Annotated in this window: 18 protein-coding genes; 13 read left to right on the forward strand and 5 right to left on the reverse strand. The window is 42.9% G+C overall.

All coding sequences use genetic code 11. The annotated features are described in order from the left end of the window. Positions 1-6: 6 nt before the first annotated feature. Complete coding sequence (locus J7384_RS06595) at positions 7-849, reverse strand: ComF family protein (protein ID WP_209112295.1); 843 nt, start codon at positions 847-849, stop codon at positions 7-9. 120 nt (positions 850-969) lie between these two features. Here J7384_RS06595 and bioH point away from each other — a divergent pair, with 120 nt between their 5' ends. The 6 genes from bioH (at position 970) to J7384_RS06625 (ending at position 8,268) form a co-directional block, all read left to right on the forward strand. Continuing rightward, a complete protein-coding gene (gene bioH, locus J7384_RS06600; RefSeq protein ID WP_209112297.1) occupies positions 970-1,752 on the forward strand; it encodes a pimeloyl-ACP methyl ester esterase BioH in 783 nt (260 codons plus the stop codon). Positions 1,753-1,896: 144 nt separating this feature from the next. Further along, positions 1,897-2,190: a hypothetical protein gene (locus tag J7384_RS06605; RefSeq protein ID WP_209112299.1), complete on the forward strand. Its 294-nt coding sequence runs from the start codon at positions 1,897-1,899 to the stop codon at positions 2,188-2,190. 12 nt (positions 2,191-2,202) lie between these two features. Then, positions 2,203-3,207, forward strand: a complete 1,005-nt coding sequence (locus tag J7384_RS06610; RefSeq protein WP_209112301.1) for a putative metalloprotease CJM1_0395 family protein — start codon at positions 2,203-2,205, stop codon at positions 3,205-3,207. A gap of 161 nt (positions 3,208-3,368) precedes the next feature. Further along, positions 3,369-5,390 carry a hypothetical protein gene (locus J7384_RS06615; RefSeq protein ID WP_209112303.1) on the forward strand — a complete coding sequence of 674 codons (2,022 nt, stop codon included), beginning with the start codon at positions 3,369-3,371 and terminating at the stop codon, positions 5,388-5,390. A gap of 261 nt (positions 5,391-5,651) precedes the next feature. After that, positions 5,652-6,656: a cytochrome c peroxidase gene (locus tag J7384_RS06620; protein ID WP_209112305.1), complete on the forward strand. Its 1,005-nt coding sequence runs from the start codon at positions 5,652-5,654 to the stop codon at positions 6,654-6,656. Between the two features lie 10 nt (positions 6,657-6,666). After that, entirely contained in the window at positions 6,667-8,268 is a 1,602-nt protein-coding gene (locus J7384_RS06625; protein WP_209112307.1) for a methyl-accepting chemotaxis protein, read from the forward strand. 78 nt (positions 8,269-8,346) lie between these two features. On the opposite strand, the gene pyrE is transcribed toward J7384_RS06625, so the two are convergent. Then, on the reverse strand, positions 8,347-9,000 hold the full coding sequence (pyrE, locus tag J7384_RS06630; protein ID WP_209112309.1) for an orotate phosphoribosyltransferase: 654 nt from the start codon (positions 8,998-9,000) through the stop codon (positions 8,347-8,349). A gap of 34 nt (positions 9,001-9,034) precedes the next feature. Further along, positions 9,035-9,748 carry a ribonuclease PH gene (gene rph / locus J7384_RS06635; RefSeq protein ID WP_209112311.1) on the reverse strand — a complete coding sequence of 238 codons (714 nt, stop codon included), beginning with the start codon at positions 9,746-9,748 and terminating at the stop codon, positions 9,035-9,037. Positions 9,749-10,014: 266 nt separating this feature from the next. Between rph and J7384_RS06640 the strand changes: the two genes are divergently transcribed. The 3 genes from J7384_RS06640 to J7384_RS06650 are packed head-to-tail and all read left to right on the forward strand — an operon-like array spanning position 10,015 to position 12,936. Continuing rightward, positions 10,015-10,533: a thioredoxin family protein gene (locus J7384_RS06640; RefSeq protein ID WP_209112313.1), complete on the forward strand. Its 519-nt coding sequence runs from the start codon at positions 10,015-10,017 to the stop codon at positions 10,531-10,533. A gap of 40 nt (positions 10,534-10,573) precedes the next feature. Next, positions 10,574-11,227 carry a gluconate 2-dehydrogenase subunit 3 family protein gene (locus J7384_RS06645; protein WP_209112315.1) on the forward strand — a complete coding sequence of 218 codons (654 nt, stop codon included), beginning with the start codon at positions 10,574-10,576 and terminating at the stop codon, positions 11,225-11,227. After that, a complete protein-coding gene (locus J7384_RS06650; RefSeq protein ID WP_209112317.1) occupies positions 11,224-12,936 on the forward strand; it encodes a GMC family oxidoreductase in 1,713 nt (570 codons plus the stop codon). Before J7384_RS06645 ends, J7384_RS06650 begins: the two co-directional genes overlap by 4 nt. 27 nt (positions 12,937-12,963) lie before the next feature. Here the strand turns inward: J7384_RS06650 and J7384_RS06655 are convergent, their stop codons facing one another. Together J7384_RS06655 and J7384_RS06660 are read right to left on the reverse strand one after the other, a co-directional pair. After that, complete coding sequence (locus tag J7384_RS06655) at positions 12,964-14,925, reverse strand: tetratricopeptide repeat-containing sulfotransferase family protein (RefSeq protein WP_209112319.1); 1,962 nt, start codon at positions 14,923-14,925, stop codon at positions 12,964-12,966. 111 nt (positions 14,926-15,036) lie between these two features. Further along, positions 15,037-17,697 carry a TonB-dependent receptor gene (locus tag J7384_RS06660; protein WP_209112321.1) on the reverse strand — a complete coding sequence of 887 codons (2,661 nt, stop codon included), beginning with the start codon at positions 17,695-17,697 and terminating at the stop codon, positions 15,037-15,039. Between the two features lie 549 nt (positions 17,698-18,246). Between J7384_RS06660 and J7384_RS06670 the strand changes: the two genes are divergently transcribed. The 4 genes from J7384_RS06670 (at position 18,247) to J7384_RS06685 (ending at position 22,873) form a co-directional block, all read left to right on the forward strand. Further along, entirely contained in the window at positions 18,247-18,723 is a 477-nt protein-coding gene (locus tag J7384_RS06670) for a MarR family transcriptional regulator (protein WP_209112323.1), read from the forward strand. A gap of 111 nt (positions 18,724-18,834) precedes the next feature. Further along, the gene (locus J7384_RS06675; RefSeq protein ID WP_209112325.1) at positions 18,835-19,698 is read left to right on the forward strand and encodes a YicC/YloC family endoribonuclease; all 864 of its coding nucleotides are present in this window, start codon (positions 18,835-18,837) and stop codon (positions 19,696-19,698) included. Between the two features lie 5 nt (positions 19,699-19,703). Continuing rightward, positions 19,704-20,852 carry an MltA domain-containing protein gene (locus J7384_RS06680; protein WP_209112327.1) on the forward strand — a complete coding sequence of 383 codons (1,149 nt, stop codon included), beginning with the start codon at positions 19,704-19,706 and terminating at the stop codon, positions 20,850-20,852. A 194-nt stretch (positions 20,853-21,046) separates the two neighbouring features. After that, a complete protein-coding gene (locus J7384_RS06685; RefSeq protein WP_209112374.1) occupies positions 21,047-22,873 on the forward strand; it encodes a cadherin repeat domain-containing protein in 1,827 nt (608 codons plus the stop codon). The last annotated feature ends 47 nt before the right edge of the window (positions 22,874-22,920 follow it).

Here is a 22,920-nt window from a genome sequence, read left to right on the forward strand (position 1 = left end):
CGTCTACTAGCTCGGAGGAGCCAAGGTCGCCGAAACAACGGTGATTTTATTGGCTCCACCAAGCTTTAATGTTTTACATGCCTCATTCGCTGTACTTCCAGTCGTGATCACATCATCAAACAGCACAATGTCAGGTGACATTGATACCAATTTTGGCTGAGTAACGACAAAGCTATTTTTGACATTCTTTCTGCGCTCAGCACCACTTAGTCCGACTTGTGGTTGAGTGACTTTCTCCTTTGCTAACAGCATTGGCTGGTAGGTGATTGACAAATAGTTAGCGAGTGCTTTTGCAATTAAATGGCTTTGGTTAAAGCCTCGCTCCTGCCATCGTTCAATATGGATGGGTACTGCCGTTAACACTGTATTGCTCGACACATGTAGGCTAGCTTTGAGGCGGCTGGCAAGTAAGAAAGCGATTAAATCGGCAAGTTCAAAGCGCTGCTGATATTTTAGCGCCGATAGCCAAGTTGATAATGGCCATTGGTGTGGTGCCAAACAAATTAGTTGCTCAAAGTGTTGGTGATTAATATGACTGGCAATAGCTGGCCAGTGCAGCAAGTTATGGTCAATTTTTTCAAGTTCAAAATATTGAATATCGGCTTGGCAGTGAGGGCAAATTAAGGGATGTTGTTGGGTTGTGCCTTGGCACAGCAAACAGCAACTCACTTTGTGTTTCGTTTGATGCAATTCGTTAGTCAGCCTTGCGTAAAAGAGTGCAAACAAAGATAGCCAACTTTTTTGGCCGTAGGCCGAGCTTTTTATCCCGGTTGAAAGCTGTTGCTGTAAGTGTTTACTTTGGTCGATATCGCGGCGATGCAATAAGCTGCCAAGGCGGTGAAATTCCATTTTATGGCTCCTTTCAGTAAACTACTGATTTTTATCAATGAGCACTAAGTTAACCGTACTTTGTTGAATGGTTAGCTTCGATCAAATCGACATAAGGTCTAGGTAAGCATGGCGCAAAAGTTGAAATTTTCCAGTCAAGGCCACGGGCAAAGTTTGGTTTTTCTTCACGGTTGGGGATTAAACGCGGGAATATGGCAACCTGTAGCACAGCGTCTAAGTCAGCACTTTCATGTCGTCACTGTCGATTTACCGGGCTTTGGCAATAGTGTTGATTGCACAGTTAATAACTATGACCTCAAAAAAGTTTGCTCATTAGTCGCTGAAGTCATTGAACAGCCATCGGTGATAATTGGTTGGTCAATGGGGGGGCTAATTGCCACCGAGTTGGCCTTATCCTATCCAGAAAAAGTGACAGCGCTTGTCACCGTAGCGAGCAGCCCAATGTTTGTCGAGCGAGACCAATGGCATGGTATCAAAGCAAATGTTTTAGCGAGCTTTCACCGTCAGCTCTCAGATGATGTCGCCAAAACCATTGATGGTTTTTTGAAAATTCAAGCAATGGGCAGCCCACAGCTAAAACACGATATTAAACAAATTCGCGATCTGGTTATGAAGCAACCCATGGCGACTAGGGATACGCTCGATCAATCACTCAACTTACTTTCCGATTGCGATCTTCGTCAGCAGTTGGTCAATATTCAACAGCCGTTTTTGCGCTTGTATGGTAAAAACGACAGTTTAGTGCCGCGTCGAGCGATTGCTGATATTGCTAAACTAGCGCCGCAAAGCCAGCAACACGTATTTGAACAAGCATCACACGCACCGTTTATTTCTGATTTTGATAACTTTTGCCAGACCTTAATCACTTGGCTTGGCGCCAATACCTCTGGCAATAGCGCGTAGTTCAGCCACGGATCCTTTAGTTTACTTTTTTGTCTTTTTGGTGAATAATTAACCATGTCTGATTTGTTAAATTAACATCAAGGCTCTGGCCTTTCATCGATTTAACTCAATAGTTGAGGTTGCAGTTTAACCCGAGGAGTTAACATGGATATTTCATCTACATTCAATGCAGGTTTGCAAGGCTTTCAGCGTGCGACCCAAGATGCTAATCAAGCAGCATCAGAAATTGCCAGTGCGGACCTGTTTAATCAGTCTGCTAGCGATATTGGGCAAACAGGACAAACAACAAGTCCGATAAATGTAAACCAGCAACAGCCAACTAATTTAACTGAATCGATTGTCGATTTAAGAGTGGCCGAAGTACAAGCGCGTGCTTCAGCTGAAGTGATTCAAACCGCTGATGAAGTGTTGGGGACCTTGCTCGACGTTAGAGTATAGTTTCAGTTCGTTATGAATATTACGCCGCAAGTTAACAATTTACCGTTAGCAACTGTCGTCAACCCGCCGACAGATACTTTGCGCCGTGAAAACAATCAACGAGAGGTCATTAGCCAGACAACGGCTGCAGGACAATCGGCAGCGGAACGAGGGTTAGCTCGAGATCGGGAAGCCAGGCCGAATAACAACAATGTTGATAATATTGATTTTGCCGCTATTCAAGAGCAAGCAGAGCAAGAAGCTGCGCGAATTAATGGTTCAGAGCAAAATCAACAAGACTCCTCTGAGCAACAAGGGCAAGCATCTGGTCAAAACGCTGAGGACACCGAGAACCGCGCTGAACGTTCGCAAGACGATGATCAGCAAAATTCCGGTGACAGTGACGAGCCTAGTCCACAACAAGAATTTGCTGAGCAGCAACAGATACTCGAGTTACAAGCGCGTGACAGAGAAGTAAGAGCTCACGAACAAGCTCATGCTGCTGTTGGTGGCCCTTATGCTGGCACACCGCAATATACCTTTGAAACCGGTCCAGACGGTCGCAGGTACGCGGTTGAAGGTGAAGTACAAGTTGACCTTTCAACTATCGATGGCAACCCGAGAGCGACCATTGCTAAGTTACAACAAGTGTATGCGGCAGCACTTGCACCTGCAAATCCTTCTATTCAAGACACCCGGGTTGCCGCCCAAGCACAACAGTTAATTGCCCAAGCCCAGTCTGAACTGGTTGCTCAGCAAACGGGTACTGAAGCGCCAGATCAAAGCAATCCTAATATACGTGCCAACCAAGTACTAGGGGAAACACAGGCTACTGCTAGCGGCACACTGGAAAATAGTAGTGAAGGTTTTGATCAGTTGATCAACCGAACTATTGCCGCACAAGATCAAGTTGTACCAGACCTCAACACCCGTTCATTAGAGATTACTGAGCGAGCGGCTCGTATCGAAACCTTCTACGCCAATATCAATCAAGCTTTTGAGCGCCCACCTCGTTTTCAGTTTGAAATAACTGCTTAGTTAAAATTACGTTTGCAGTTTAAAGCACATCAAATATAATCCCCACCGCAGGTCTATTTGTGTATCTTTCATTTAGATGATGAAAAGTACACTTTACTGTTGCTGTAACGCCTAAAAACTAGGTTCAATAATCATATAATTAAAAACACCAAGGAAGTGTAGTGTTCATGTCATATCTCTGTGCTTCCTTGTCGATATTTAAGGAAAGGAAGTTGAAATATAATCACTTTATCGCTCCAGGGCTTTCGCTCTTTTTACTCAACGGTTGTTTTGATGTTGATGATTCGGGCAATGCCGAAATTGCTCAAGCTATTCAAAATCAAACTCAAGCAATCGCATCACAAAACCAACAAAATACAGTTACCTTTAGAGGTCTTGTTACTAACGCATTGGATGGTAATGCGGTATCAAGTGCTTTGGTTACAGTAAAACTTGGCTCAAAAACTATTGTTGAAAACCTGGCTGCGACTAATGGACAATTTGAAGTCGCCAATTTACTACCTAATTCTGATATTGAAGTTATTATTACAAGTGAAAACAATACGTTATTGCAACGCGCATTCTTTTTAAACACTGGCGATGCTACTTCAGGAAATGTTACACGTGATTTTGGCACTTTTTCTGTCTCAGAACCGCTTGAGCTAGATATTACGGTATTAAACCAAGGGACAGGGCTGGCGTTTGAACGATTAGAGTTTAATGCTTTTTCTCATGTTGGTACGAGTTCTACATTTAATCAATACAAGCATACGTCAAGCTATGATGCTGATATGGGCGTGTATAAAATTAGTATCCCCAAAAATATTTCAACTGATATCCGTGCTAATTTAGATTTCAATGGCGATGGTGATATTGATTTTCGACCAGAATCAAACAATAACTTAAGTGGCCTCAATCTCATTATTCGCGATGCTAACAACCTTGAAAGTTCTACTTTATATGTTAATGAGGTTGTCGATCCAGCTATCTCTAACATAGAGTATCGGATTTCTTTGCTTGATAATGCTGCAAATACCATCACTGGAGCAATGTTCTCGGTAGATGATATTAATAACTCAGGTGTTCGCTCAAGTTTTGATAACAATACTCAGCAATATGTGGTGAATGCAAGGTTTGAAAACTCAATTGAGCTGACTATGCCAGCATTCGAAAGTGATGGCGTTAACTATCAAAGTGCTTCTATTCGAGTATTTAGAGATGGCACTGGTCAATTGCGGGTTAATACAACGAATGCAAGTGGTAATTGTTGCTACAATATTGATGACACGGCGACAATATCGTTAGCGCTCCAACCTAGAGTTGTTGCTAATAACAATAACTTAGAAGTAGTGTTTAGCTCATCGCAAGTTAATTCAACAGACTCAAGTTATACCGCTTTATACTCGCGCCCTATTAGCCTTAGGTCAAATTCTGTGAGTTTGAGAAATAGAAATGGTGTTAACTTTTTACGCGGTAATGAAAGTGACAGCGATCTCGTTTTACCTGGTACTACTGTGGTGACATTTGGTACTGAAATACCAATAAAAGCTGAATTATCATTAAATGATACGCGTTTGAAAGTGACTCCTACTTCAGCAATCACAGTACCAGGCAATTATCAGTACGATATTGCTGAACTTGGAATTAAAGGCACAACGACTATCGTTAACCCATCAGGTGACTCATTATCTTTTGTACATAGAGCTGAAAATCAAGCTTTTGATATCAATGATGTTCGTTTGGACAATGGAAATTTCACCACCAATGGCAATACTATAGTGACAACTAATACTGCCAATGAAGCGTCAAACTCTCAAAATTTTGACCGTTCTGCTTATTTATATTTTCCAGCCAGTATTGATAGCTTAAAGAACTTTACACTGAGAAAAGTAAACGTAGTGTCGGATGGTATCAGTAGAACTAATATTAATACATTTAATGTTGTTAGTGATGGCAATGTCAATGTAGGACGAGTTGCTCTTTTAAGAGTTGCGGCCAATGAAAATGTTCAAATAGATCGTTTTGGTCCATCAGTTATTCTAGGTACAGCGCAAGGAGACACCCCTTTTATTTACCGAGTGTCTAGTTCTGAATTTTTATCAGACAACCTTGTTGGATCAGAAAATAGCGTTAGCTATGAATACGCTTTTGAGACGAAAAGTGGTGAAGTAAAAACCGGTACTATTACGTTACCTGTTCAATAAGTTATTTTTTATATTTAGCAACTAAAGCAGCAGAGAAATACTGCTGCTTTTTATTTATTAACTAATTGTTAAAAATAGATAAAAAATATAAAACTAAATTAATCAATAGCTTAGTGTTATAGAAAATATTCATCATTGTCCACATATTTATTATGGGAATAATAAATATTTGTCTTGCTTTTCTAACAGGAGAAATTTTACCATATAAAAACCAGTCTACTGGTTTACAAACTGTTACAATTACGAAAGTAAGAAGTCGTTATGCTCGATAAAAAGTTTTTAGGTCGTACGCTTTATTGGTTATGCATATTGTTACTTCTAGGGACAAAAGTACAAGCTAACCCGCTGAAAGGCCAATACAAAAGGCCCGAATCTATTCCGTTTCCCGCGGACAATCCATACTCTGTGGAAAAAGCTGCTTTGGGTAAAATGCTGTTTTTTGAGCCAAGGCTCAGCAAAAACCGCAATATGACCTGTGCAACATGCCACAATCCTAGTTTCGGTTGGGAAGATGCAACGCCTACATCGATTGGTGCGCAAAATTCAAATCTCGATCGACACTCGCCCACCATTATCAATGCTGCCTGGGGTAAAACTTACTTCTGGGACGGTCGCGCTGCCTCGCTTGAAGATCAAGCAAAGGGGCCGATTGAGAGCAATGTTGAAATGAATTTGCCGATGGATGTTGCTGTTAAGCGTCTCGCTCAGGTGCCTAGCTATCAGCAATGGTTCACTCGTGTGTTTGGCCCTTCCGGCCTTACTGGTGAAAACGTCACTAAGGCGATTGCTACCTTTGAACGCACCGTGGTTTCTGGTCAAGCGCCATTTGACCTTTGGGTTGAGGGTGACGAAAATGCGATATCAGCTTCGGCAAAGCGCGGTTTTGACTTGTTTAATGGCAAAGCCGCCTGTGCCGATTGTCACACCGGTTGGAACTTCACTGATTATGCATTTCACGATATTGGCTTATCTGGTGAAGACAAAGGTTTAGGAGCTCGTACTGGTAATAGCAAAGATAACTTTGCCTTTAAAACGCCGAGTTTGAGAAATATCAGCCAACGGGCGCCGTATATGCACGACGGTCGTTTTGTCGACTTAAAGGCGGTTATTGCTCATTATATCCCTGGAGGTATAAGGCGTCCTAGCTTGTCAAACAAAATGAAACCAGTGCCATTGACTCGACAAGATATCAACGACTTAGAAGCGTTTTTGCTGACTCTAACCGGTGAAGATGCCGCCGTTAGCTTACCGATATTGCCATATTAGCGAGTAACTTATGACCAGTAGACAAAAACTATTACTCAGTTACATCGTGCTGATTGCAATCTTTTCGGGGTTGAGCTTGTATGTAACCTTTGCCTTGCAAAAGCAAGGACAACAAACCATTTATGCGTTTAATCAGCCTTTGAATGCCGTCAACAGTAGTCGCGCGGCATCCGAAACTTTCAAGCAAGCGAGTCGTTTTGCTGACGACGTTTTGGCGTTTAAATTTCCGCGTGAAAGTCAAACGGTAACTGCGCGATTTAATGAACTAAAAACAAGCTTTATTGAGCAAATAGCTCATGCCAAAGAGAACAGCTTAACTGAAACGGCAATGGCTGAAAGCAGCGATATTTTATCGTTAGGTCAAAAGTGGTTTGACCAAATTGGTGCTCATGTTACCGGTCAAAATCAGCAACAGCTAGTTGACCTAAGATTGTTAAATGCTAATGGTCAAGCGATTCAAGAGCGACTCGCTGCCTTAGCTCACGACACCCAAAAGTCTGCCAAGCTGATGGCGGAGCAGGTTACGGAAGATGTCGATGGTCAGATGATCACTGTGTTTACTTTGTTGGTGATTATTTCTTCGGTTGCTTTGTTGTCTGTATTCTTTTTGACAACGAATTTACTCAAGCCGTTGTTTAAACTTAGAAGTGCGGTAATTGAATTGTCGCGCGGTGATGGCGATTTGACTCGTCGTTTGACTATTGAGCGACAAGATGAAGTCGGCAAGTTATCGACAGAGTTCAATCACTTCATCGAGAAAATTCACCAATCAGTGTCCAATATTGCTCGTTCAGTGTCTAATACCCACGAACAGCTCAATGAGTTTTCAGCGATATCGGTGCAGACTCAGCAGGGCACAGCACAGCAAAAGTCAGAAATTGAGAGCATTAGTAGTGCCATGACTCAAGTGGTTGATTCTGTTGCCTCGGTATCGGCATCAACGAATCAAGCAGAGCAGCAAGTAGACAGTATTTTTCAAGACACGAAAAGTGGCGTTGAGTTAGTACAGGATACTCGCCGCGATATGGCTAATTTAACCGATAAAGTTGAACAAGCCAGTGACGTTATTTTCACTTTGAGTAATTCAAGCACTGAAATCGGCTCTGTGTTAGAGGTGATAGAAAATATTGCTGAGCAGACCAACTTGTTGGCACTTAATGCGGCGATTGAAGCCGCGCGCGCTGGCGACGCTGGTCGTGGATTCTCTGTTGTTGCTGACGAGGTGAGAAACTTGGCAATGAAAACTCAAGAATCAACATTAAACATTCAGAACACCATTGCTAAAATTCAGCAACAAGCAGACGAAGCGAAAGTGATGATGGAGCAAGGTCGAGCCGAAGCGCGAGCGTGTTCAACCAAAAACCAAACCTTAGCCGAGTCGTTAGAGCAAATTTTGTCGAGTGTTGATGATATTCGTCAAACCAGTGTGGCAATTAACGAACACACTAGACAGCAAGACCAAGCGATTAACCACGTTAACGAATACTTGAACAGTATTGTCAATATTGCTGATCAGACCGCACAGGGCAGTGAACAGTTGCAGCAAAATAGTCAAGCTGTGGTAGCGTCAATGCACGAGGTTGAAAATACAGTCGCTGAGTTTAGAGTGTAAGTGAGCTTGTAGACATTTTGAGTTGGCAATAAAAAACGCGAGCTAAGCTCGCGTTTTTTATATCAAGCAGTAATCAAACTAAATACCGTAGTCTTGGCGGTATTGTTTAATATTCGCTAAATGTTCAGCCATTTCAGGTTTGCTGTCTAGATTGCTTTCTAAATAGCTAATCAGATCTGCTAGGGTGATTATTGAGATGACACTCGTACCAAAGTCGCGTTCTACCTCTTGAATCGCTGACAGTTCGCCTTTGCCTTTTTCTTGGCGGTCAAGTGCGATTAAAACCCCCGATAATTCAGCACCATTGGCCTTAATAATTTCCATTGATTCGCGAATAGCGGTGCCAGCGGTGATAACGTCATCCACTAGCATAACCTTACCTTCAAGCGCAGAACCTACTAAGTTGCCACCTTCACCGTGAGTTTTCGCTTCTTTGCGGTTAAAGCAATACGGCATGTCAATGTCGTGGTAATCAGCCAGTGCAACAGCGGTTGTTGTTGCTATTGGAATACCTTTGTACGCTGGGCCAAATAACAAGTCGTAGTCAATACCTGAATCCGCTAATGCGGCGGCGTAAAAGCGGCCAAGCTTGGCTAGATCGCCACCTGTGTTAAACAAGCCTGCATTGAAAAAGTAAGGACTCGTGCGGCCAGATTTCAAAGTGAACTGACCAAAGCGCAACACTTGTTTAGCAAGGGCAAATTCAATAAATTCTTGTTGATATGCTTTCATTGCAATTGTCTCGTAATGTAATCGTTGGTAAGAATTAACTCAATGCTGCTTTTTGCGCATCGAACAGTTCATTAATACCGTGCTTGGCAAGTAGCATCATGTCTTGCATTTCATCGAAGCTAAACGGCTCTTCTTCAGCAGTGCCTTGTACTTCAATCAGTTTGCCAGTTTCGGTCATAACAACGTTCATATCGGTTTCAGCCGCTGAATCTTCTGGGTAGTCCAAATCAGCAATTGGCGTCCCTTGGTAAATACCAACAGACACCGCGGCAATCATGTGTTTTAACGGGTTAGTTTTAATAATGTCTTTAGCACGCATGTGGTTTAATGCGTCGACAAGCGCAACACATGCACCGGTAATTGATGCCGTACGCGTACCACCGTCGGCTTGAATCACGTCACAATCAACGGTAATGGTGTTTTCGCCTAGTGCAGTTAAGTCTAACGCAGCGCGCAATGAACGAGCGATTAAGCGAGAAATTTCAAGGGTGCGGCCACTTTGTTTACCACTGGCAGCTTCACGGCGCATGCGGGTGTGAGTTGAACGAGGCAACATGCCGTACTCTGCAGTTACCCAACCTTTTCCTTGGCCTTTTAAAAACCTTGGTACCCCTTCTTCGACGCTAGCAGTACATATAACTTTGGTATCGCCAAATTCAATTAATACTGAACCTTCAGCATGAGCAGTGAATTGACGAGTAATAGTAACCGGACGAATTTGTCCTGGAGTTCTGCCGCTTGGACGCATAGCACCTTCCTGTCTTGAGTTAGGGTTGTAAGAATGCGCTATTATAAAGAGTGGAACTGTATTTTTATAGCTTTTGACCGATAATTTATCGGCCAATACGACTGTTGATTGAGTTATAAAAAAATACCTTTTAATTACTGACTGTTAGTACGTGTTGAAATATAGTGACTGCCTGTAAGGTCAAATTGTTTAGTTTTTTTGAAAAGCCAAAGTCATTGAAATACATTATTGAAAGACTTGGCTTTGAATTTTGTATGGTAAAACTTATGCCCAAATTATTTGTTAGTCTCTTGTTTGTCCTTATCAGTTCAATCGCAACTGCGAACTCGGTTTATGCTGACCAAAACTTACCTGAATACAGCCGTATTTACGATGAGCAACGCGACCCTTTTAAGGATGCGGCCGCTGCAATTAAACTCGCACAGCAAACTGACCGTAATGTATTAATAGAAATTGGCGGTACTTGGTGTACTTGGTGTCACAAAATGGATGCGTTTTTAGAAGCCAATCCTAACGTGGCAACAGCATTACACGACAACTTTGTTGTTTTAAAGGTCAGTGTTAGCGACGCCAATGAAAATGAGGCTTTTATGAAGGCATTGCCGCCAGTGTTGGGTTATCCACACATGTATGTATCAACGGCGAAGGGCAAAATGCTATTATCAAAAGATACCGCCGAATTACAGCAAAACGGCAAATATTCAGTGGAAAACTGGCTGAGTTTTATCGACCAGTGGCAGCCAAAGGCGACAAAAGCATTGCTCGAGTTACAAGCAAAAAACTAGCTCAGGTTAAAGCCTTGAATTTATTCTATTTGGGGAAGTAATGAATTCTTTTTTTGATAAAAATTATCGTACGCCTGCGTGGCTAAAACGCAAGTTATCACGTCGCACAGCGTTGAAGTCGGCATTGGGGGCTACAACAATTGCCGCGATGCCAAGTTTTGTTAATGCCAAGGCTGAGCAAAGTGCCAGTCAATTGGCGCAATTAGCAAAAACAGACCCTTGGATGACCTTGGAACAAGTACTAGCGCATTTATTGCCAAGCTCTTCAACGGGGCCTGGAGCGAAAGAAATTAGGGCGCTAGCTTATTTTTACAATTTGGTTCATGAACAACCTATTGAGCAAGCGGAAAAAGACTTTATTTTTAAAGGCATTGGTTGGCTCAATGGTTACAGCCAGTCTCAAGTGCAAAAGAATTTTGTCGAGCTAACCAACGAAGAAAAAGAAACCATGCTCAGAGCCATTAGTCGATCACGAGCTGGCGAAAACTGGCTAAATACACTGATTAACTACTTATATGAAGCCATGCTTTCTCCCTCGGCATACGGCGGTAATCCCGATGGTATTGGCTGGCAGTGGCTTGAACACCAAGCTGGGTTTCCTTTGCCACCACAAGGTAAGCGTTATTACGAGTTACCGGGCACTCATCAAACCTCAGTTAACAATATGCCGGTAGAGGAAAAGACCAAATCATGAAGTACGATATTTGTATTGTCGGCAGTGGCGCCGGAGCCTCGCCGGTTGCGTATACCCTCGCTGAAGCCGGCGCTAAAGTCTTGGTGTTGGAAAAGGGCCCATGGCTAACCGAAAAAGAGTTCTTTAAAGACGAAATTACTATTAGCTTACGCGATGCTTACAACCCTAAGCTAGAAGATGAACAACACGTCATTGAAGACGAATACATTCGTGACGACGGTTCAAGTTATTGGCAAGGTGAAGCGACCAGCGAGTCTGGTTGGAGTTTTTGGAACGGCACCGTTGTTGGTGGTTCATCTAACTTTATGAGCGGTTACTTTCACCGACTTAAACCGGTTGATTTCAAATTAAAATCAACTTTTGGTGATATTGATGGCGCCAACGTGGTCGATTGGCCAATCAGCTATGATGATATGGAACCCTACTACACTATGGTTGACCACAAGGTTGGGGTGTCGGGCAAAGTTGTAGATCATCCGCATCAAGAGCCGAGATCGAAAGATTTTCCCTTTCCACCTACGGCTGAACACGCGGTCTCAAGTTGGATTGACAAAGCCGCGAGTGATATTGGCTTTCACAGCATGCCGGTGCCTCGTGCAGTTTTGTCGTTACCTGCAATGGGCCGACGCAGTTGTGAATACGCCGGCTATTGCAGTAGTTATGGCTGTGCCACTGGCGCCAAAGGCAGTGGCAGAGCGGCGTTATTAAATCACGCTGTTGCAAGCGGCAACTGCACCATTAAACCGAACGCCAAAGTCTTTAAAATATCAACGGATGATCAAGGCGAAATCGACGGGGTTTGGTACTACGACAAACAAGGCCGAAAGCAAAAAGTTCAAGCGGGCATTTATGTCATCGCTTGTCAGGCGGTTGAAACGTCAAGATTATTGCTGGCGTCAAAAGGCGCTAAGTTTCCAAATGGGTTGGCCAATAATAATGGCCAAGTTGGCAAAAATATCGTGTTCAGTGCTGGTGGCACAGGGCGCGGTGATTTTTTGTTTAAAGATTTGACCAAAGAACAAGAAGCGCAAATTCGCCAAGTAGGGCCGTTTATTAATCGCGCCTTGCAAGACTGGTATCAAATTGACGACAAGAGCTTTGAAGGAGCTAATGCCAGCGGCAAAGCCAAAGGCGGGACAATAGATTTTCTCTTTCACCAAAATCCGATTGCTCGCGCTAGAGGCAGTCAGTGGGACAATAACGACAACCTCGTTTGGGGCGAGCAACTCAAGGCCAACTTGAAAGAAGAATTTACCACGTATAAAACACTGCGTTTTGAAGTGTTTAACGATTGGTTACCAACCGACAACTGCTTTGTTGAGCTCGACGAAGAGGTTACCGACAAGTGGGGTGACCCAGTAGCTAAGATTCGAGTTGGCTTTCATGAGCACGACTTGAAAGTGGGTGAATACCTTGCTGAAAAGGGTGAGCAACTGTTAAAAGCTATGGGCGCCACCAACGTTTATTCTTCAATCAGCGGCTCACCAGCGCCCAACCTTCAAGCGGGTGGCTGTCGTTTTGGTGACGATCCTAAAACATCGGTATTGAATAAATACTGCCAAGCTCATGAGGTTGACAATTTATTCGTTACTGATGCTTCATTTATGCCAACAGGTGGCAGTGTGCCATACACTTACACTATTTATGCGAACGCATTCCGCGTTGCCGACCACATAAAACAGCGTTGGAAAAAGCAAGTAAACGGATAGCATTAGCGCCACTAGTTTAGCCCTCGATTACTGGTGCACTAGTATTTGTTTTAGTGGCGTTAAAAATTGCTCGTAATTTTTCCACTGCTCCATGGCACTGCGATAAATTGGCTGTCGAACTTGCTCTGAACTAGGCGTTTTTACCACTCGCTTGTTTTTGTGAAATTCAACACAGGCTTGTTCAAACGGCAGCTGACAAAAGTCGAGGATGCGTTTGACGCTACCTTCGAGATCGTCAATGACGTCTTCGTGGTTAATCCGTAAAACAAAACCAGGTAGCACTTGGTCCCAATGATCCATCAAGCGAAGGTAGTCGTTGTAGTAACGGCCCATACTTTCTAGACCATAGCTGAACTCTTGGCCTTCGCCAAATAACTGTTTAAAGCCACTAAAACAACAAGCCATTGGCGCCCGTCGGGCATCAATAATTTTAGCGTTAGGCAAAATCAGCTTAATTAAGCCGATATGGATAAAGTTATTCGGCATCTTGTCAATAAAATAAGGTGCACCTTGGCGATAGTGTTGAGTTTCTTCAATAAACTTATCACCCAGGGCTTTGAGCTGCTCACCGCTGAGCTGAGCCAAATTAGCTGGATATGCTGGCGTGTCGTTAGTCATACGGCCACGCAGCTTCATTGCCATGCCTAAGATGTTGTGCAACTCCATTGTTGCATCAACTTGTGAGTGCGACGACAAAATTTGCTCTAACAGGGTAGAGCCTGCACGGGGCAAGCCGAGAATAAATATCGGGGCTGCCAATGAATTGGCTGGTGGTGCTTGGTCAAATAATTCAGTGGTGCAGTGCTTTATTTGCAAATCGACAAGCTTTTGCTGGTAATCAGGATCATAACCCGTGGTTTTGGCTTTTAACTGGTTACCTAGCTGGTAATAGTGAAATGACTGCTCAAATTGTTGTTGGTCTTCAAACGCTTTACCGAGCGCGAAACAAAATTGAATGCGATCGATATGTTCCCCTTGGCTAAGGTCAGCATAGCGTTTCATACTAGTAATTTCTTGCTCACTAAAGCGATAGGTTTTGGTGTTGGCCAATGACCAATAAGCGTCGCCAAAGCTCGGTTTAATTTGATAAGCCTGTTGGTAGGCGTTGATCGCCTCACTGAGTTTACCCTGAGCTTTTAAGGCGTGACCAAGTTGCAGATGAATACCAGCTCGCTGAGGTTCGCGTTTTAGAATTTGGTGATAAATATCAATGCCTTGTTCCATTTCACCAATGCCAATTAAACTGTTAGCAAGGGCTGACTGAGCAAAATTATCATCGGGCTTTTCAGCTAAATATGCTAACGCCACGGGCTTGGCTCTATGGTGCTGACCCAAGGTATTGAGCAAATTCGCCCATTGAATTTTTGCCGGTAAATACTCAGGGTGTAGCTCAATACAGGTTTCCAGTAAAAAGATCGCATCGTCATAAACCTTAGTCAATACCCCGATTTCTGCCAATAGGCACATGGCATCTGGATTGTGCTTATCTTGTTTGAGGTAGCCGCGACAAACTTGCTCTGCCAAGGCGTATTTGCCTTCGTGCACTAAATCCATTGCCCCCAATATTTGTTTGGGTAGTGCCGATAACCGGGTTATTTGTTGGGTTATTGCACTGTTATTATTATCTGCTGCTAATTCCGTATGGTTATCTTGCAGTTTTTTTAGTTGTTGCCATGCTGTTAGTAACGCTGGATTGCAAACGGTCGCATAGTGAAACGCTTGCTGGGCTTGCTCAACGTGATTGAGTGCTAGGTAACAATAGCCTGCTTCTTGGTGCGCTCGGCCGTGATTAGGCACAATATCTAACAGCTTGTTGATACTGTTAATGGCTTGCTGCGGCTGCTTTAAAAAGCGCTGGGCAACTGCGCTAAAATACAGTAGTTCTTGATCGGTCGGCTGGTTTTGCAACGCTTGCTGAGCGTGGCTTAGTGCCTGTTGAAAGTTGCCCTGTTGTAGCAATTGTTTGATCGCGCGGTAAATTTCTGACATGAAGCTTTGACGGTGTAGGCTAAGGTATGATGAAAAAGGTTGTTGGTAGCGTAACAAAAAAGGTGGGTTCTGTGACCCACCTTTTAGTTTTAACTAACGCTACAAGCGGTTTTACAAGAAGTCGTATGACATTCTCAAACCAATGGTTCTCGGACGATTAGTGACCACTTTTGGCGTAAATTGTTGCTCGTCTATGTAAAGTTGCGCACTTTTATCGGTTAAGTTGTCTATATAGAGTTCTACCCGCCAGTCGTCTTTAGTAACACCAAATGACAGGTTAGCTAGCACATAGCCTTGCGCAACATAACGGCCACCACCAAAAGCATTGCCATTGCGATCGGTATAATTGACACCTTGGAATTGTCCAGGTGCAATTTCTTGTTCAATCTCTAACCCAGAACCTGTTCCGTAGACTAACTGATGGGTGTCTTCGTAAATATTGGCGTTGGAGAACATGCCTGACAATCGATCGCCGGTATAACTAATCGAAGCATTGATAAAGCCTTCCATGCCATTTTCCATTTCGTGGTAGTAGCGAGCACGCAAGTTACCAGAAACGTCGGCTGAATATGGCAAGCTACTACCCACAGGCGGCGCCAAATTGACTAAAGTGCTGTTGAGGCGAGTAATCTCGGTATCGAGTAAACTCAAGGCACCACTGATCACTAAGTTGTCAGTCGCAAGCCAAGTAAAGTCTATATCAAGACCTTTGATTTCGGCTTCGCCAACATTGTCAGTAAAGTAGAAAAACGCAATGTTGGTCGGGTCAAAGCGCGAAGTCTGTAAGTCTTTGATATCAGAATAATAGGCGGTGGCGTTAAAGCGCAAAATACTGTCGAAAAAGTCGCCTTTCAACCCTAGTTCGTAGTTGTCTAAGGTATCTGTTAGTGAGTAGACAGGAATGCGAAAGTTTTCAAACGCTGAACCTGCGGTTTGGTTACGAGCCAAATTACCACCGGTACGAGCGGTCACAGGTGGTCTAAAGCCTTCTGAGTAGTTGGCAAATAACAACACGTCTTTGTTGAGCTTGTAATCAATAGAAAAGCGGAAAATAGTATCGTTGACTTTTAACACGCCGTTATCGTCGAGCAAATCAGTTTCTAGCTGACCTGACTCGATAGCGGCAAGAATTGAGCTACCTTCTTCTTGACCGAACTGATCCAAAATAGCTTGCCCACCTTGACCAAATGCTCTGATGCGCTCAGTGACATCATCAGATGTGGTTGCACCTAAATAAATATCTTCGACCTCGTACCAACGGGCACCAAGACTAACCGTGAGTTTGTCGGTAAGGTCGTATTCAAATTGGCCAAAGGCTGCGATTTGATTAACTTCGTGGGTAACATCATTTACGAAGCTAACTAACGGGCCAAAATTACTACCGCTGCTGTTAATACCTTCAAACTGACCGTCGCGACCACCGTTTAAGGTGCGGTTGAGGTTGTTAAACTTGGCTTCAGCGCCAAGTTGGAATAAACCCAAGCTATTAACTTCTAGGGAGTCGTAAAACACACCTGCAGTAACACGCCAATCTTTTTCTGCTGGCGTGTTAAATCTCAATTCGTGAGTAACGCGCTTGTTTTCAGTATTTTCTTTGTAAAACCCTTCAGGATTGTGACAAATTTCGTCTTCTGGGGCACCGCCATAAGTACAGGCGTAATACGCAGCAAAAGCACCGCCATTGGTGTACCCAATGTAGTCGATTGTTGAATCAATTTTGCGATCGAGGTAACCACCAGCGTAAACGATTTCTAATTGGTTTAAGCGACCTTCTAAGGTCCAAGTGGTTAAACCAAATTCGTCTTCGTTGCTTTCTGGTTCAAAGCGACTAACTGAAGATTCTCCCTCATAAGATGGATCGTAAGCAAAAACCCCTTCTGTTTCCAAAGTTTGTGCAGTGTGCTGAACGAGTAGCGACCAATCGTCGTTGATTAAGTATGAAAAGCTAAAACGAGCACCTGCGTAAGTTGCATCATTGTAATCGTCTTCTACTAATTCATCATTCGTTGGGCTCTCTACAGGAGTATTGGCTGGGTCCGCTAAGACACCACCAGAAATGCGGTCGATATGAACAGCGCTACCAATGTAACCGCCTTGTCCAGGCACACTGCGAACATTGTCTATCCAACCGCCCTGATAGTCGCTATAAGCGGCAACGCGAAACGCAAAATCTTCGGTAATCGGCAAATTAATATAGGCCTCAACGGCGTTGCTGTTGTCACCGCCTTTGGTGGTTGAAAAGTCAATGTCAACGCCCGCACTAAAATCACTGTGATCAGGTTTGTTGGTGATTAAACGCACCGTACCTGCCTGTGAGCTAGCACCAAATAGTGTTCCTTGAGGTCCAGGTAATACCTCAACGCGTTGCAAGTCGGTCGCATAAACGTCTAGGTTACGGCCTTGCATAGAAATCGGTTGTTCATCTAAGTAAATTGCGACGGAAGGCTGTAACGCTTGTACTGACGATACTGCAATACCTGTTTGAGTCGTTGCAGCGCCACGGATATAAACTTCATTTTGACCAGGACCAGTGCCTTGAAACGTTACATTAGGCAAGAACTCTATGTAATCCTGAAAGCTACTGATACCTAAATTTTTAAGGTTTTCACCGCTAAGAGCTGTAACCGCGACAGGAACATCTTGAATAGACTCTGTTCTTTTGCTGGCGGTAACTTCAATCACTTCGAGTTGATTTTTATTGTCATCTTCTGCGGAAACATAAGGAGCTGATAGTGCGGCAATGATTGCACAACTTAGCTTCGCTTTTTTCATCGTATTGTAGCCTTTGTTATTTCAAGTGAATAATTAGAGTTGTTTTTAATGCAAATGATCATATAGAAACCAATGTAAAAAGCAAATTAGGTTGAATTCAAATTAAATACAGAAATAAAATAATCAAGATAATAGGGTTTTATAGTTGTTTTGGCTTATTTTCTATGGAAATTGATATCAATAAAAAATATTTGAATTGTATTTATTAGGCGAGAATGTTTTGGTTTGGTGTTTTTTTTTATTTGTGTTCGATTGTATTTCTTATAAGAAATGACTGCTTTTTGTGTGCTTAATATACATAATAGTTAGAGTACTGAATATTTTCTGATAATGTTATAGACTCGCTGTGCAGGCAGAGTAACCAAATAGTTAAGTACTATTGTTTTTCTTTGAAACAATCAAATGGACAGGGTAAAAAAAACAGCCTATTATCGCGCCAAAATAGGTGATAATTGTCAGTGGCTTAATAGCGTTAGCTGTCACTAGACTTACATCGTTGCAGTTACTCCAATAATTATGTTGCTGTGTGATGAGATTCAGAGGTTTTGTATGCAAAAAGATGAAGAGCTGTTAGTTGCTTTAAGGAAAGTCATTCGGGCAATTGACTTACGCTCTAAAGAGTTGAGTCGAGATGTTGGTGTTACAGGGCCACAGCTTTTAGTTATGCAAAATATTGGCCGTGAACCCGGTATTATGGTTAGACAGATTGCCGAGAATATCAATCTCAGCCCTGCAACTGTTACTAGTATTTTAGATAGGCTCGAAGCTAAAGGTCTAGTACAGCGCATTCGCAGTACAGAAGATAAGCGCCGCGTTGGCGTATTTTTATCTGAGCAAGGACAAACTATGCTACAAGATGCGCCACTGCCTTTTCAAGAACACTTTACCAATCGTTTTGCTCAACTAAAAGACTGGGAACAAAGCCAAATGGTGGCGACAATGCAACGCATCGCCAGTATGATGGATGCAGAAAAACTCGATGCATCACCGGTGTTGGAAGTGGGCAACTTGTCCGAGAAAATTTAGCTCGCTTGGGCTTGGTTGCAGCATGTCAACATAAACCAAGCTGCACTAACCTTGACTCAGTAAAGTGCTCAGGCATAATTTCGTCAATTCAATATTCAGTTAGGATACCTTATGATCCACAGCATGACAGCGTTTGCTCGCCATGAAGTTAAAGGCGAGTGGGGTAGTGCCACTTGGGAAATTCGCAGCGTTAACCAACGTTTTCTTGAAACTTACTTTCGCTTACCTGAGCAATTTCGTGGCTTAGAGCCTATGCTGCGCGAACGTTTTCGCAAGCAATTAAGTCGCGGTAAAGTTGAGTGTCATCTGCGTTTCAGTGCCAATCCTGCCGCTAAGGGCAAGTTGGCGATTAACCAAGATTTAGCTATGCAGTTACTCGAGCACGCCAACTGGTTGAATGAACAGACTTTAAATAGCCAAGTAAATCCGTTTGAAATTATGCGTTGGCCTGGCGTGATGGAAGCTGAAGAAACCGATATGGATGCAGTACGCGCTGACTTAATGAAAGGTTTTGAACAAGGACTTACCGACTTTATTGCCGCTCGCGCTAGCGAAGGCCAAAGCTTAAAAGCAATGATTGAACAACGCTTAACCGGCATTGAAACTGAAGCGGATAAAGTGAAACAACAAATGCCAGCGGTGATTGAGTGGCAACGCACCCGCATCACTGAAAAATTTGCCGAAGCTAAAATTGAACTCGATAGTACTCGCTTAGAGCAAGAATTAGTGCTGCTTGCACAAAAAATGGATGTTGACGAAGAGATTGACCGCTTGTTTAGTCACGTGAAAGAAACCCGCAACATCTTGAAAAAAGGCGGTGCTCAAGGTCGTCGTTTAGACTTTATGATGCAAGAGTTTAACCGTGAAGCCAACACACTAGGTTCTAAATCAATCAACGCTGACATCACCGCAAGTGCTGTTGAGCTGAAAGTGCTAATTGAACAAATGCGCGAGCAGATCCAAAACATCGAATAAATGACATGATTAGTTTTTTTAAAACTGTTTTGTTGGTGGTACTAGCGGTGTTTTTCGCTAGTACCACGAGTTATGCACAATTCACTTTGGTAGAGCAGCCAGATATTGCTTTGCCAAGTGATTTTAATGCCAGTGCCTTGTGCCGCACGGCAGAAAAAACCAGTGACTATTTAGCTAATCAGCCTAACGACAGTTTTGCGGTTCATGCCGGTCGCGTATTCGATAATAACGTGACGGTAAATCGAGTCAAACAAACCCTCGACTTTTTGTGTCAAACCTATCGCGAAGACGTTAGAGCAAAACGCAACAGTCGCTTGCACGACGTTAACTTTCTCAAACAGCATTTTGATTTTTATCAGTGGCAACCAGATAAAGCACAAGCTGATAAGTTGGCAAATGCTAGCACCAATGAACGCAAGGCGGAGCTGCTACGCAATATTCCCAACGACCAAATTCTGCTGACCAAGTATTACACTAAATTACTTGATGGCAGTGAAGTGAGAACCGAAAAATACAACCAAGCCTTATATGCTTTACCGTTTGATGAACAGTCATTATCAATTGAACAAGCTGAGGCAGTAAAAACGGAATTAACCCGCTTTAAATATACTCGTCAGCAAGTGATAGACGGTGTTTTATTGAAGCGCCAACTGGCTAAGCCACTAATTTGGTTAACTGAAGAAGCGCTGCATGATGTGTTGTTGCAAGGGACGGGTGTGCTCAAGGTGAATGGTAGTGTTCGCTACTTTAATGTTCACCGCAACAATGGTATTGCTTATGACTATACCATAGGTAAGCGTGAGCAAGCGCGCTATTGGTACTTTGCCGAAGTGCCAAGCATTATGGGCTATGGCCAAACACTCACCGATAAAATTGCCATTGACTCGCAAGTCACTTTTGCGGGTAATTTAGCTGATTTAGGACTGGGTAAGTTGGTTATGGTCAGTTACACCCGCAAGCAAAAACAGATTAGTCGCCTCGGTATTTTAGCCGATCAAGGTGGAGCATTTGATAATAACTTATTTCAGTTGGATCTATTGGTTGGTAATTATCGCGGCTGGCAAGATTACTATCAAGACAACAAACACTTGCCAGACTATGCCAAAGCATGGATTTTAATAGTTAAAGATCAAAAACTTAATCTATCGCAATAACTTCTCGTTAAATCTCCTTTATCGTATTCAACCCAGATGTAAACTTTGTAAATGTTAGTGACAATAATTGCATTAATGTGGTTAAGAAAAATTTAGATATTGATGATATTGATTCGCATTTGATTTTATATTTGTGTAATATGTCCGCAATTAAGCAATACAACATTACTTTTTTATATTTATTGGATAAGAATATGAACTTCAAAATGAAACTTATCGCTGTTGCATTAGCTACGGCTGGTTTAACTGCTTGTGGCGGTGGCTCAAGTAACTCGACTCCGGCGCCAACACCAGCTCCGGCTCCGGCACCTACACCGGCGCCAACTAATAGTGCACCGACAGATATTACTCTTTCTAACGCTAGTGTTAATGAAAACGCAGCAGGTGCGCAAATTGGTACATTGAGCGCGGTTGATGCTAACTCAGGCGATACTTTTACTTTTGCTGTTGATAACGATTTATTTGCTGTTTCGGGTAATACTTTGTCACTTGCTGCTAATCGCGCTGTTAACTTTGAAGCAGCAACTAGCCACACTGTTAATGTTACGGTAACTGATAACAGTGGCGCAGCTTTCAGCAAAGCAATGACTATTAACGTTACTGACCGATTAGATTATGATTTTGCGAGTAAAGTTACTGATGCCACGAGTAGTACTAACTACAGCGGCCAAACAGCTCGTCAAGCGCAAATTGCCCAGCTAAACCATTACATTGCGAATACTTTACAAGGTGAAATAAATGCGACTAATGGTCCGCTAAGAACTCGCCAAGACGTCATTAACAAGCTTTATTCGTTTTTCCACTTAAACAGTGAAAACTCAGACACTACAGCGACTGATGGCTTAAATCAAACTTATGCCCTTTACGCTTATAGTCAGTCTAATACGCCAAATCTTGGTGCGAATTTACCCGTAACTTTTGAAGCAAATGCTGAGCAAAAGACCATTGGCGCTATTTCATCAAGCCATAAAGATTTACGTGGCAAATTAGCAGGTAACGATGCTAGCCGTATGCACAAACCTTGGAATGACGGTACGAGTTTTGTTGGTTGGCCTGGTGCTACTACACCAACTAACCTAGTTGCTGAGTTATTTAAACAACTTGCTGATAACGCTGAAGCTCAATTAAATGGTACTATCCGCCGTGATGAAGCAACTAATACTGCGATCACTAAAGTGTACGTTAATACTAACGGTACTGACTTAAAGCAACTTATCCAAAAATTCTTATTAATGGGTGTTAACTTCTCACAAGGTACAGATGATTACCTAGATGAAGGTATTGCTACTGATCGCGATAACGTTACTGCACGCAGTGATAACTCAACAGCTTTAGAGCATGGCTATGACGAAGGCTTTGGCTACTTTGGTGCTGCGCGTGATTATACCGAATACACGGATGATGAAATTGCTAGTAAGGGCGGCCGCGATAATTATCAAGGCGAACACGATACTGACGGTAATGGTACTATTAACTTATTATCTGAGATTAATTTCAGTGCTTCAGTTAACGCTGCTAAGCGTGACCGTGGTTCGGCGAGTAATCCAAACCCAACAAACTTCACCAAAGATGCCATTGAAGCCTTTATTGCTGGTCGTGCTTTAATTCGTAGTGTGACCGGGCAATTATCAGCCGAGCAACAAACGACACTTGTAGGCCACCGCAATGTTGCCGTTGGTGCATGGGAAAAAGCAATTGCTGCCACGGTAATTCATTACATCAATGACGTAACAAGCGACTTAGGTAAATCAGGTACTGCCGATTATAGCTTTGAAGATGTAGCTAAGCACTTCTCAGAAATGAAAGGTTTCTCAATTGGTTTACAGTTTAATCCTAACTCACCATTAAGCGATGCACAGTTTGCTCAAATTCAAAACTTAATGGGCACTCAGCCGGTATTATTGGCTCACGGCTCTACCGATATGACTGCGGTAAATGCTTATTTAGCGGGCTTGAGAACGGCTAGAGATGTTATGCAAACGGCTTATAGCTTTGATGCAACTAATGTTGAAAACTGGTAATTTATTGAATAATAAATAGATTATTTTATAAGCCTTGAACTTAACGG

Source organism: Endozoicomonas sp. G2_1 (assembly GCF_017744155.1).
GTDB lineage: Bacteria > Pseudomonadota > Gammaproteobacteria > Enterobacterales > Alteromonadaceae > JAGHQT01.

What these genes read in the sequence shown, in the direction of transcription:
- J7384_RS06595 (WP_209112295.1), bottom strand. Translation starts at nt 849, where the DNA reads ATGGAATTTCACCGCCTTGGCAGCTTATTGCATCGCCGCGATATCGAC.
- J7384_RS06605 (WP_209112299.1), top strand. Translation starts at nt 1,897, where the DNA reads ATGGATATTTCATCTACATTCAATGCAGGTTTGCAAGGCTTTCAGCGT.
- J7384_RS06610 (WP_209112301.1), top strand. Translation starts at nt 2,203, where the DNA reads ATGAATATTACGCCGCAAGTTAACAATTTACCGTTAGCAACTGTCGTC.
- J7384_RS06620 (WP_209112305.1), top strand. Translation starts at nt 5,652, where the DNA reads ATGCTCGATAAAAAGTTTTTAGGTCGTACGCTTTATTGGTTATGCATA.
- J7384_RS06625 (WP_209112307.1), top strand. Translation starts at nt 6,667, where the DNA reads ATGACCAGTAGACAAAAACTATTACTCAGTTACATCGTGCTGATTGCA.
- pyrE (WP_209112309.1), bottom strand. Translation starts at nt 9,000, where the DNA reads ATGAAAGCATATCAACAAGAATTTATTGAATTTGCCCTTGCTAAACAA.
- rph (WP_209112311.1), bottom strand. Translation starts at nt 9,748, where the DNA reads ATGCGTCCAAGCGGCAGAACTCCAGGACAAATTCGTCCGGTTACTATT.
- J7384_RS06640 (WP_209112313.1), top strand. Translation starts at nt 10,015, where the DNA reads ATGCCCAAATTATTTGTTAGTCTCTTGTTTGTCCTTATCAGTTCAATC.
- J7384_RS06645 (WP_209112315.1), top strand. Translation starts at nt 10,574, where the DNA reads ATGAATTCTTTTTTTGATAAAAATTATCGTACGCCTGCGTGGCTAAAA.
- J7384_RS06650 (WP_209112317.1), top strand. Translation starts at nt 11,224, where the DNA reads ATGAAGTACGATATTTGTATTGTCGGCAGTGGCGCCGGAGCCTCGCCG.
- J7384_RS06655 (WP_209112319.1), bottom strand. Translation starts at nt 14,925, where the DNA reads ATGTCAGAAATTTACCGCGCGATCAAACAATTGCTACAACAGGGCAAC.
- J7384_RS06660 (WP_209112321.1), bottom strand. Translation starts at nt 17,697, where the DNA reads ATGAAAAAAGCGAAGCTAAGTTGTGCAATCATTGCCGCACTATCAGCT.
- J7384_RS06670 (WP_209112323.1), top strand. Translation starts at nt 18,247, where the DNA reads ATGCAAAAAGATGAAGAGCTGTTAGTTGCTTTAAGGAAAGTCATTCGG.
- J7384_RS06675 (WP_209112325.1), top strand. Translation starts at nt 18,835, where the DNA reads ATGATCCACAGCATGACAGCGTTTGCTCGCCATGAAGTTAAAGGCGAG.
- J7384_RS06680 (WP_209112327.1), top strand. Translation starts at nt 19,704, where the DNA reads ATGATTAGTTTTTTTAAAACTGTTTTGTTGGTGGTACTAGCGGTGTTT.
- J7384_RS06685 (WP_209112374.1), top strand. Translation starts at nt 21,047, where the DNA reads ATGAACTTCAAAATGAAACTTATCGCTGTTGCATTAGCTACGGCTGGT.